The following is a 12,596-nucleotide window of genomic DNA, read 5'->3' as shown; positions in this document are numbered from 1 at the left end:
CTTATTATTTATGAGCCTAAATTTTTCTCTTTCGTTAATAAACCTAACCTTATTCATCGGCCGGTCTCGCTTTCGGCTTCAGCCGGAACAGCAGCAGGGCGCAAACCACCATGCTCAGGGCGGCTAGCTGGAAGATCAACGTAAGATCTACGTGTTTGTCCCGTAAAGCCCCTGCTATATAAATTCCGATTCCACCGATGACGCAGCTGCACAGATTTAAAAAACCATAACCTGTTGCAAGGTAGCGTTTATCCGCAATCATGCCTAAAATGGGCATCATGTTGGCGTCGATAAATGGCCGCGTCAATGCATATACCAGGAAGCCGGCAACCGTTGCCCATAACAGCAGGGTATAACTCGCGATAAAAACGGCCGGTACTGCGATGAGAAAGCCGATCGCAGGCAGCCACATCCGGGCCCGGACGTTCGTTCTGGACCACCAATCGGCCAGCGCACCCCCGCCGATAACGCCAACCAACATGGCCGGAAAAAAATAGGCCGTGGAATACACGCCCGCTTCGGTTTGAGATAAATCAAACCTTTCTTTGTAAAAAGTTGGCAGCCAGCCGTTCACCATCCAACTGATCGCACCGGATATTCCCCAGATGAGCAGGACCGTAATAAACGAAGGGTTCCCAAACAACTGCTTCAGCGCCACCTTCAGGTCCGTCTGGCTTTTTTGCGGCGCAACGGGTGCGTTGCCGAACGTTGCCTCCTCGATGACGGCTTTCCGGTCGTGCAGGAGAAACACCAATATCGCGGCGTATCCGATTCCGACAATTCCAAAAATACTGAACGCATAATGCCAGCTGTGGGTTTCGGCCAACCAGCCACCAATGAAACCCAGGCTTTGCCCTACCATGACGCCGGCCACATGAACGCCCGTCGCCGTAGACCTCGTCTTCCCCGTGTGCCAATCCATGATCAACGCCATTGCAGCGGGCATGTAACATGCTTCACTGATGCCCATCAACGCCCTTGCGGCCAGCAGTTGTTCAAAGGAGGTGGCCAAAGACGTCAACCAAGTGACCAACGACCAAACGAATAAACTGCCAATGATGACCTTGCTGCGGTTAAAGCGATCGGCCAGATAACCGGCTAGCGGACTTGCCAGCCCATATACCCAAAGAAAGACCGATGTCAACAACCCAAACTCCGCATCGGTCATGGGAATGACTTCGATGATGCTCGTCCGCATCGTGGTGATGGTCATCCGGTCGAGGTAATTGAGGCATCCGACAATGCACAACAACCCGACCAATAGCCAAGGGTAATACGCTCGTTTACTGATCATCTGCCTCCTCCTTAGCGAACCTGCCTGTCACTTTCAATACCGCATAGGCTGCAGTTGCATGGATATCCGGATCGTACTTGGGTCTATCGACATCGCTTACCTTTTGATACAATCGAAACAAGGCCTCCTGATCGTCCGCCTCCCCCCGTTCGGCCAGCCCATGAAGAAGCTGCTGCAATCCGGCAGGAACGTCATCCATTGATAGAAGCTGATTTTTTAGGGAGGAAACCTGCTGATTCCCGGTAAAAGGCGCGGTCATCCAAGCGGTAGCAAGCACATTGGCGCGCATGGCGACTGGCATTTCCATGATCTGGTCAAGCTGGGGTAACTGCGCCCAGTCGCGCTGTGTAAAGGGCTTGAGGTAACGAAGGACGTAGGACAGCGTCGGAACGAATTCCAGTTTGCCTTGTTCATTTAGTTGCCGGAGCAGCGACAGACAGGTGTCCCTGACCCTGTTCAGCCCGATGTCTGGATGATAGGCGGCATTCCATAACTTGTAAACGGTGAAAGCGTCAATACGATCGGCCTGTATTCCCGTAATCCAATCACGGTGCACATCCACCGGTATACGCAGCTTTGCCAACGTTTCGATTGCGTGCAGCCGGTCTGTACACGCGGGGTCATCATAGACCGCCCGGATGCGGTCGGTCCACCGTTTCCGTTCTTCCGGTGTTTTGGCTGCCTGTGCCAATACCCGCCATATCCCAATCCGATAACGGGGTTGTTTGCCAAATTCCTTCTCCTCCTGCAGGAAAACGGTTCGTACTTCATCCACATACCGGTTCTCCCAGATCAGAAACTCGGCAACATGCACTTTCACCCATTCCGCTTGTGTATGGAGAAGTTCCCTTAGATCAGCTTTTGCATCCGGTTTCATAATGGATAGGGGCATGATTTGCGAATTTACTTCTTTTGGAATAATGAACATAACAACCAGGGCGAATGGCGCAAACACCCACGAAAAAGGCAGGATCTTCACCAGCATGTCCAGCCTCCGTCAACGACAATTGTCTGGCCCGTGATGTACGAAGCCGCATCCGACAAGAGAAACGCAACCGTTCCAGCAATCTCCGTGGGCTGTCCGATCCGCTTCATCGGAACACGGGCTTCGAGACGCTCAACAAAATCAGGGTGCTGGCTTTGGACCGTAGGATTGGGGAATGGCCCCGGCGCGATCACGTTGCACCGTACCTGATGTTCGGCCCAATGAACCGCCATGTATTTAGCCATATGCCGTATAGCGGCCTTGCCCACCCCATATTCAATCGGGTTTTTATTCATCGGTTTTTCATAGACCGACGGATAAGGCACGACCACGCCGTACATACTGGAGCACAATACGATGCTCCCTTTGCGCTGGTCGGCCATTGCCTGCCCGACCAATCGACTGATGTGGAAGACCGCCGTGATGCCGCCGCGGTTGGCGTCATCGAACTCGTCGGCGGTAAGGTCTTCGAATGCCTTGCTCGTGGAAGCATAGGTTAAGTTCACCAATCCGTCCGGACAACCCTTGGACGTGATTTCCTTCGCCACAAATGAAGACACCGCATCCAGGTCCGTTGCATCCAGGCTGACGGGCACTACATTTTCTTCCAATGCGTGCGCATCGACAAAGGCTTGTGCCCGATCCGCCAGATCGATGCACAACACCCGCGCGCCCATTTCGCTCAATAGCGCGACCACTGCACTGCCTAAATAGCCGGCTCCGCCCAGTACCCAAACCGATCTGCCGCTTAAACTAAATAATTCACTCATACCGTATGGATCCAGAAGCGGTTATTTGTCCGCGTCAATTTCGATGATGGTCCCGGCGATATGCCGTAACCCATTTTCTTTATTGAAATAATACACCACCAGCACGCGGTTTTTATCCAATTGTACCGGCCAGGTATAACCCAGATCGCCGTTTCCGCCATCGGTCCGCAACACGATCTCCTTCGCCGTGTCCCAATCGGTACACTCGGCGTTCAATATGCGTGCCCGTATACCAAAGGGTTTATGCCGATATCCATAGGTCACCAAAACGCGGCCATCGGGTAATTGCAACGCATTCAATGGGTGCCCCTGAAACCGCATCGATTGCCAATGGAAGGTTTTCCCGCCGTCGGTCGACCGGGCGATTACGGCTTGGTCATCAAACCCGGCTGTGCGCAGAAAACCCACAATGTCTCCCTTGGGTGTTTCGATGACAGACGCTTCGTTGAAGGAAACGGTGGGGTCTTTTGCCACCACTCCCGAATATTCCCAGGTCAGCCCCTTGTCCTTCGATACCAACAGGTAATTGGATGTTTTCTTCACACTGTCATGTGCCGCAACGATCCACAAGATACGCCCATCTTTCGCCTCATACAAGGCCCCCCGATTATAGGCGGGCACCGGTTCGTTAAATACATTATAATGCCGCTCTTGCGCAATATGAGGTGGATAGTAAGGCCCTTCCCAGGTTTTACCGCCATCGGTAGATCGTACCAGGTATCCACCTAAGAAGATAAATCCACCCGACTCAAAATACGGTTGCTTTACGTTGGCATCACCCCTCACGGTTGTCCATCCGTAACTTGCACAAAGCAGGGTCCCGTCCTTGAGTTGAAGCAGGCACGGATCCTGCGATCCGCCAAATGGATGCGCATAAATCAAATCCGGATCCGGTGTCCAGGTCTCTCCGTCTGTGGAACGTACGCCAACCAGGTAACTGTTGTGGTCTACGTGGTTGTTGTTTTGCTCGCCATACATCCTCCGGTTCGGGGCGCGCCGGAAAGCCACCAGCAATTCGCCGTCGGGTTTCTTTACCACCGATGGGAACGTGCTGTAAAATAGGGAATCCTGGTAGATAACCACATCTTTAACCTTACGTACGCCGGGGCCGACCTGCTCGCTCGGTTGCTTGGCTTTCAAATCGGCAAGGGGAATTTCGGTGAGATAGATCGAGCTTTTTCCCTCGTGGCTGGAATAATAGGCCACATGCAACGACCCGTCCCGGATAACCATTCCGGGATAACTGGAATCTCCATTGCTCGGTAGCGGGATGGTCTTTTTTACGTTGCCCGAAAGGTCCGTCACAAAAAGGGCTGTCTGCGCGGTTTGACCCGTATGTAACCGCGAGCCCATGATCAGCTCATCGTTCGTTAAGAACAAGAAATTGGGCCCGCCCAATCGCCATTTCAGCGGCGAGAAAGACCATTTGGTATAGGGATACGCGCTGGTAGCCAGCGTTCCCATCTTGTCGCCAGCTTCGCGCCGGATCATCACATACATTTTCCCCTGCGCATCAAACCGGATGGTGCTCTCATTGGGATTTCCGTCAATGGGGATCTGTGACACCTTCTTGTAGTGCTTGCCATCCCGGGTTGAAACCAGGTAAGCCTCCCACGGCGCGCTGTTCCGGTCGAGCGGAAATTTATATAAAACTCCGTATCCGACGCCGTCGTTCCACGTGACCCGCCAGATCCAATCAAGCCCCTCCGGTATGGCCGGATCCACCTGAGCCAACTCGAGCGGCGTAAAATCGGTGCCTGAGGGGTTAGAAAACGACACATACGGGCGCAAAGATTCGTAGCCGTTTTTCCATACGCCGGCAGCAATCGTCACGAGCATCCGTCCATCCGGCATGGACGACAACCTGGCTTCTCTGACGTCGATACCCTTTAATGCGTATTTTGCAACGGTTTCCCAGTTTTTTAAATCTTTCGATCGGATAATACGCACCTGACCATCGTTGTTCTGGTCGACGTGACTCGTTCCCTCCCGAAAGGTACAATAGTAATACCCATTGAAAAAATACAAATCAGGAAAGGCGTTATGCTTGGCTTTGTCCCAAATTTTCGTAACCTTGATTTCCGTCTGCGCGAATGCGCCTCCTACACCCAAGAGAACGACCCATCCAATCAAAAGTGTCTTTAACCTGCTAAGCTTCTTCATATCATTAATCTGTAGTTTCATAACCTGGATTTTGTCGAACCTTTGGCTCAACGCTCAGTACCGAGTTGGCGATCGGAAACAACTTGAGATAGTCCTTTCCCGACTGTGCCTGTAAGGTGGGAACCAATTCAAACGCCTTGTCAAAGCGCAACAGGTCCCACCAACGCTTACCTTCATACATCAATTCCAGTAATCGCTCCTTGAGGATCGCTTCGTCATTGGATTCCCGGCTTCCACTGATAAACCGGTGGTTCTCAAAGGCAGCCCCGTACGCGCGTTTCCTCACCTCGTTAATTTCATCCGAGGGGTCCTGTCCCAACGCGTTCTTAGCCTCAGCTTGCATCAACAGCACGTCGGCATACCGATACAAGATGACATCACTTGAAAAGACCCGGTTGCCGCCGACAATAACGCCCGATCCTTTCAGGGATACGTTCGTATAATACGTGCTGTCCCCATTTCCATCGTAAGTATATATTTCAAAAAACGAGGCCGCTCTTCTCGCGTCGTCTTCGGCAAACTGATCCCGGACAAGCTTTGTGGCCACCATAAGCCCTTGCCCACCCCCAACCGGCAACAGGAGCGCTTTTGCCTCCTCACTGATATTGGAGGGCACTGCGGAACCGATGATCCACATATGCCAGAAATAATTACCGCCTTCCAGGTCATTGAACCGGATGCTTGTGATCACCTCACGGTTGCCTTTATTGTTGTACTTAAATATATCGGCGAAAGACGTCAGCAGTCCGACATCGGCGGTACGCACGGCTTCACATGCAGCAAGTGCCGTTTGGAGATCGGCCTCCCCTCCGCCCATCGTTTTTGCGGTCCACAGAAAAACATCCGCTTTCAGCGCATTTACCCCGGCTTTTGACCACGCCCCGCGTTGGTCCCGAAAACCATTATCCGGAAACAGTTGCAATGCTTGCTCGATGTCACTTTTGATGAGTGTAAAAACCTCCGCTTTGGGCGAACGTTCTTTGATGGTCACAGCCGGATCGGCACTCTCAATCGGTTCGGTCCGGATAATCAGATCGCCCCATGTCTTTGACATGGTGAAATAAAGAAACGCCCGCACCGCATAGGCTTCCGCCAGTATTTGATTTTGTTCCGCCGTCGAAGCAAACTTGATCTGCGAAACATATTTCAGAATTAGATTCGCGCTGTTAATCGTTTTATAATATCCGGACCAATTGGGATGGCCGGGAACATCGGGCGTCATCGAATTGGTATGCAGGGTATAGGTCCCTCCCCCATAAACGCCCCCTTCATAGATCTCACTGCGTTGGTCGCCGGTCATAAAAATCGCTTCCGAGGTCGCCCTGAAATCCACATACATGCCATAAAGCGCACCGCGGGCATCATCTTCCGATTTCCAAAAAGAGCCGGTCGTAATGACGCTGGTTGGATCTACGTCCAGCGATTTTGAACAGGAGGTGATGCCTAAAATCGAAATGGCTCCTGCAACATATATTAATCTCTTCATCACTATGTCTATTTTTCTAGTAAATACTTCATTGAATTTATCAGCTAGAACGTGATATTGGCACTGAATATGAAATTCCTCGGCATAGGATAACGGCCGTTGTCACGTCCTCCCTCTTCCGGATTCAGCCCATCGTACTTCGTGAAATAGTACAGGTTATTGCCTGTGGCGTTTATCCGCAGCCCTGCCAATTTGATCCGGTTCACCAGCGCTTGGGGGAATGTATAACTTAGCGTCACCTCTCTCACACACAGAAAATCTCCCCGTTGGTAAAAGATGGAATTTCCGCGGTCAGTTACCCCGAAAAAGTTATTCCGTTGCGTACGTTCCCCGCCCCAATAGTACCGCGATTGCGTTGCCTCATCGCCTGGCTGTTTCCAAGAGTTTTCGTATTTATCCTTGGTGAATGTGCCGTCGGAATACCCGTTCATGTCTAAGAACAGCTTACCGTAATTGAAAATCGTATGGCCGGTGGTATAATCCATCCGCAAATACAGGCCTACGCCTTTGTAGGACAAGCTGTTGCTGAAACCTCCCGTCCATTTCGGATACGTATTCCCGATATACACCTGATCGCGGCTGTCAATCACGCCGTTCCCGTCGCTATCCAACCACTTCACATCCCCTCCGAATTGGGTCTTATCCGCGCCAACAATATACGTATATACGGGCGCATTCGCAGCTTCTTCATCCGTCCGGTAAATACCTATCTGCTTAAGCGTATATAGGTCACCTACCGTCCCTCCCTCCTGCAAACCGCCTTTCCATACATAATCCTGTTGTCCCTCGTCCCATACATAATCCCCGCCAACCCGATTATTTTCCACGCCATTATCCGGGAGCCTAAGAATTTTATTGGTCACTTTCGATGCATTGAAGGAAAGGTCCCACTGCCAGGCCGACGTAGCCGGCAATACGTTCGCCGACACCTCGAATTCGACGCCCTTGTTTTGTAAACTGCCCAAATTCGTCAATATGCTGGAGAAACCGGTTGATAATGGCAAAGAGAGATTTGTAATCAGGTTATCCGTTCGCCGAATAAAATAATCAAAAAGTATTCCGACACGATCGTTCCAGAGCCCCAAATCAGCGCCTATGTCATACGTTTTGGATTGTTCCCACTTCAGATCCGGGTTCGGTAACACCGAATTCTGAATGGCCGCGTTGCCATTGTACCGCGCTCCTACGCTGTAAGCGCCCTGCGCTAGAAAATCCGACAGTTCATTGATGTTTCCATTTACGCTTTCCGACGGCGGGGCAGGCGACATGTTCAAACTTGCCGACAATCCACTGATATTTCCGTTTACCCCATAACTTCCCCGCAACTTGAATCGGGAAATGACGTCTGGCACCGCCGCCCAAAAGTCTTCTTTATGCAGGTTCCATCCCAAGGAAACACCCGGGAAAATACCCCATCGGTAGTTCAGACCCAGATTGGATGCACCGTCGTAACGGGCATTTACCGACAAAAGGTACTTCTGATTGTAGTCATAATTAACACGGCCGAAATACCCGACAATCACCTGATCAGATATGAAGCTACTGATGGCAGTAGGTTCTCCCGCTGCATTCAATGTGGGAATCAAATCGGTGGAAGCACCGCGGCCGTAAGCGCGTAATCTGGAATTTTGGCGCGCATAGTAAGAGAATCCCGCTTTAGCTTCCAAATTGTGTGAACTTTGAAAGCTTTTCACATACGAAAAAACGGCATCGGCCTGGTATTGACGCCAGCGCGAGTTCGCAGCGGTAGCGTTGCGTGTGGTCACATAAGACGCGGGGCCATTCCAGAAAGCCGGTTGGAACGTATATCCATCGTTATTGACGCTGAACATCGACAATTGCGGATCAAATGTCAATCCGGGTGCAATTTGCCATTTCCCGCCTAAGGCAATGGTCAGATTGTCTACGGAATTCTTATCTACCAAGGTATTCATATGGTATAACGGGTTACCAATAGCAGAATTGGTCCCCGGAGCCAGCGATCCGTCTTCAAAATACACTTTGGCGGTTGGGGCCAGTCCGGCCGACCGATAAAAGGTCACGTCGGTTCCAAAGGAGGAATTTTTCTGACTGGCGTTCGAGAAATTCACCCGTCCGAAAACCGTCAGTTTATTGTTTACTTCCAGCTGGCCGTTCAGATCTACGTTATAACGCCGGTAGCCAGTGGTAATAACGGTACCCTCGTTATCCAGGTAGCCAGCGGCAGCGTGGAAATTTGCGCGCTCCCCACCGCCCGAAACCGATAAGTGGTGATTTTTTGAAATGCCGGTTTGGTAGGTAAGCGCCTGAAAATCGTTGTCTTGGAAAATCAGCGTTTTCGATGGATCTGCCGGATCCGGCATGCTTTGCCACCCTTGGCTAAGTTTATATTCATTCTCCGGCGTTAAATATTGGGTCGTGAACGCCGTACTATTGGTTAGATCGTTGCCTATGCCATACCCCATAGGTAATCCCAGCCGCTGCACCGCACCGTCTTTGGTTTTATCGGGCTCATTCACCGCACTGCCCCTATTAAGCTCCAAATATTCCCGGGCGCTAACCAAATCATACATTTTTCCGACCCGCGACACCGTGTGATCGTACGAATAGCTTACTTGCGCGCCACCGGATTTTCCGGATTTGGTCGTAATAATAACAACCCCGTTGGATCCCCTCGCTCCGTAAATTGCCGTGGAAGAGGCATCCTTCAACACTTGCATGCTTTCAATGTCGTAGGGGTTGATGTTATTCATATCCGTCCTGACAATGCCGTCGATGATGTACAACGGGGCCGCACCGTTCGGATTATTTATCGAGGTTCCCCCACGGACAATGACACGGGGTGCAGCACCTGGTTGACCCGATGTGCTTTGCACCCGGACACCCGACACAGACCCTTGCAATGCTGCCGCTGCATTGGCATAAGGAACGTTCTCCAACACCTTGCTATCTACTTTCGAAATTGCGGTCGTCAGTGTTTCGCGCGACTGTCTGCCATATCCCACGACAACGACTTCATCCAAATTTTGTCCACCTTCTTCAAGGACCACATCGATCGTACGCTTTCCATTGACGGGGATTTCCTGCGTGGCCATCCCTACGTAGGAAAATACCAATACCCCGTCGTCGGACGGTAGCTGAATCTCGTAAACACCGCGGTCATTCGTCGAGGTGGCGGCGGTTCCCGATTTCAAGTTGACACTTACACCCGACAAGGGTTCGCCCGCGCTGTTGGTGACGCGTCCACGTAGCGTGGTGGTCTGAGCTTGTACGTGCACGAAAGATAGCAGCATTGCTACCATAAAACACACTAAGCCCGGCGCTTTCCACCAAAGGGCGTATCCCCTTCCATGGCGCTCGCCTCCGTACGTTTTGATAGAATTCATCTTCATAACTACTGATTAATGTTAGCCTTTAACTTAACTACTTTGTTCGCATATTCCTGCGTTTGCCCGCTGATTGAGCGCAGGCAAATTCCCATACGTATCCCTCTCATTCAATATGCATAATTGGTTATTTGGTATTCCAAAGATAGGTAGGTGATCTGCGGCTGCCTACTATTTTTCTTTACATTAGTAGTACAATATTTCGTATTGAAATCGAACGTGAAAAATTATACCATTGATCCTAAAAAATAGTACAATAACAGTTTATACCAACTGGTTATACCAACTGGCGTAAAGGCTAGGCGTTCGTAAGTTAGGGTTGGGAGAAGAAGATCGAATACGTACCGAAAGGGATTAATCCTTCAAAACCAACGTATCGCCCGTGTCGATTACCTCATAGATCTGCGCACGCTCCTTGCCGCCCGGCGAATTGGGCTGATGAAAGGTGAGCATAAGCCGGCCATCGAACGTCTTGAACAGCATACCGTGCCCACCGTGCTGGTCGAACAATGGGTTTTCTTGTTGCCTCCAGGGCCCGGTCACCTTTCCGGTTGTAGATTCTGCAATACCAATCGCGTAACTGCCTTCTTTGAAGCTCGACCAGATCATCAGCAGCTTACCGGTCTTGGTCCGATGAAGGAAACAGCCATCCGTAACATACGTGAGCGTACCGTCCGGATGTTGATCTCCGGTAGACCACGGGGCGCTTGATGCATGAAAAAGCGTTAACGACGATCCCACTGTTTTGGAAAGATCCGGCTCCAGTTGCACCAGTTCCATCGTCCCATCTTCGATCTGCACCCACTCGTGGCAGTAAATCATATAGGGAGTTCCATTTTCGATCCACAACGTACCGTCCAATGCCATGCGATCCATCGGGGTATGTGGCAACTTCCCTTCAAACGGCAAGAATGGTCCCATCGGATTATCTGCGTAAAATATCTGCGTACCCCGGAAGGTGTACTTCGGAAAATCTTTCCGCTGCAGTTTCCATTCGATATCCGAATTAAGGGTGGCAAACAGATAGTATTTACCTTGATACGCGTGCACTTCAGGCGCCCATATGGCGCCTTTGATCCAATTGTCCTGCGGCGTTGCATAGACCACGTACGGTCCCTCCCAATATTCCAGATCTTTACTTCGGTAAGCAACCACCCCGCTCGCATCGGCCCCTTGTTTATCTTTGACCGGCGCTGATTTATAAAGGAAGTACGACCGACTCGGTTGATCGGCCACGATATACGGATCACGTACGTGCAGATCCCTTATGTGTATTTTTGAAGTTTTTTCCTGCGCTGTTATGTACTGCGCACCCAAAAGAAAAAACGCTGTGAAAATAACCAATTGAAGTAGGTGCCCGTTCTTTCGCATGGCTCAAAAATAACAACAATTGTTACAAATCACCTAACTATCTATGATCGGTTCCGGCTCGCTACTGTCCAGCGTCCCGCGTAGGCCCCATGCTCGACAACCGTGAGACTATCATATAACGCGACGGTGGGGCAAATATGCTGCGGCAATCCATAGAGCACATCGCCTGTTTTCCAGGCGTGTCCGACCGGCGCTTCCAATACCAGGTGTTCCTCGCTTTGGCTGATCGGCTTTAGATCCGGGGCATTAAGGAAATATACCCGTCGTTCCAAGGGGTTTTCGGCTGCGACCGCTTTGTGGCCTAAGTCCACGCACAGCCGGTTCGCTGCGGGCATGGACACAATTCGCGTCAACAGCACCGCCGCGGGAAGAAACGGCTGATCAGGCAGACCATCTGCATATCCTTTATCCCATAAAATGAAGGTTCCCGGACTGCACTCCACATCGGGATAGGTTGCATAAATTGGAAACGACGGTGAGCCTCCAATAACAATGCGCGGCTTGGCAAAACCCGCTGCTTGTACCTGCTCTGCCATGCGCTTGACCTGTTCAAAATTTTGCGTACAGATTACCTTCCGCTTTTCGATATCCCGTTCATGCACCTGACCGTCGTATGCGTGGAAACCCTGAATAGCCAACCCCTCCGACTGCCCACATTGTTGATACAAGGCCATCGCCGCTGCTCCCGGCTGGATACCGGTACGGCCCATACCGATATTCAGGTCTACAAAAACATCAATGATCACCCCTGCTTGCATTGCCGCGTCCGCCAGTGCACGTGCAGCATCGGGATGGTCTACAATTGCTGAAAAATTGGTCTTTGGGAACCTTTTCGTCAACGACACAAAGCGGGATAGCTTCGGACCATACAGCGGGTATGCCATTAGTACATCGGGGGCCTCGCATTCACCCAGCATTACCGCCTCAGCCACGGTCGCACACTTAAACCGCGAAATTCCGGCTTCCAGCTGGAGGCGGGTTAACTCCTTGGTTTTATGCGTCTTCACATGCGGCCGCAAACGCCTGGGATCGTCAATCATGCTTTTCAGAAGGACGATGTTCTGTTGAATACGATCCGGGAACACGAGCAATGCGGGAGAATCGACGTCGGATTCGTTGCGGATCCGGTACCAAGTATCAAGGGGTTGCATAGAATAATGTG

Annotated in this window: 8 protein-coding genes; all 8 read right to left on the bottom strand. The window is 51.2% G+C overall.

Features of this window, described 5'->3' with window-relative positions:
- Positions 1-49: 49 nt before the first annotated feature.
- A complete protein-coding gene (locus ACFQRK_RS11540) occupies positions 50-1,294 on the bottom strand; it encodes an MFS transporter (RefSeq protein WP_379006731.1) in 1,245 nt (414 codons plus the stop codon).
- On the bottom strand, positions 1,284-2,186 hold the full coding sequence (locus ACFQRK_RS11535; protein WP_379006730.1) for a hypothetical protein: 903 nt from the start codon (positions 2,184-2,186) through the stop codon (positions 1,284-1,286). Before ACFQRK_RS11535 ends, ACFQRK_RS11540 begins: the two co-directional genes overlap by 11 nt.
- 83 nt (positions 2,187-2,269) lie before the next feature.
- Positions 2,270-3,049, bottom strand: coding sequence for an SDR family oxidoreductase (locus ACFQRK_RS11530; RefSeq protein ID WP_379006728.1), 780 nt, complete (start codon positions 3,047-3,049; stop codon positions 2,270-2,272).
- A gap of 21 nt (positions 3,050-3,070) precedes the next feature.
- Entirely contained in the window at positions 3,071-5,233 is a 2,163-nt protein-coding gene (locus tag ACFQRK_RS11525) for an exo-alpha-sialidase (protein ID WP_379006726.1), read from the bottom strand.
- Positions 5,217-6,698, bottom strand: coding sequence for a RagB/SusD family nutrient uptake outer membrane protein (locus tag ACFQRK_RS11520; RefSeq protein ID WP_379006723.1), 1,482 nt, complete (start codon positions 6,696-6,698; stop codon positions 5,217-5,219). The genes ACFQRK_RS11525 and ACFQRK_RS11520 overlap by 17 nt, the downstream gene beginning before the upstream one ends.
- Positions 6,699-6,742: 44 nt before the next feature.
- The gene (locus ACFQRK_RS11515; RefSeq protein WP_379006721.1) at positions 6,743-10,069 is read right to left on the bottom strand and encodes a SusC/RagA family TonB-linked outer membrane protein; all 3,327 of its coding nucleotides are present in this window, start codon (positions 10,067-10,069) and stop codon (positions 6,743-6,745) included.
- A 348-nt stretch (positions 10,070-10,417) separates the two neighbouring features.
- Complete coding sequence (locus ACFQRK_RS11510) at positions 10,418-11,434, bottom strand: glycoside hydrolase family 43 protein (protein ID WP_379006720.1); 1,017 nt, start codon at positions 11,432-11,434, stop codon at positions 10,418-10,420.
- Positions 11,435-11,475: 41 nt separating this feature from the next.
- Entirely contained in the window at positions 11,476-12,585 is a 1,110-nt protein-coding gene (locus tag ACFQRK_RS11505) for a D-TA family PLP-dependent enzyme (RefSeq protein ID WP_379006718.1), read from the bottom strand.
- Between the last annotated feature and the right edge of the window lie 11 nt (positions 12,586-12,596).

This window comes from Parapedobacter sp. GCM10030251 (assembly GCF_042666505.1).
In the GTDB taxonomy this organism is placed as follows: Bacteria; Bacteroidota; Bacteroidia; order Sphingobacteriales; family Sphingobacteriaceae; genus Parapedobacter.
This window is presented reverse-complemented; position numbering and strand designations above follow the sequence as displayed.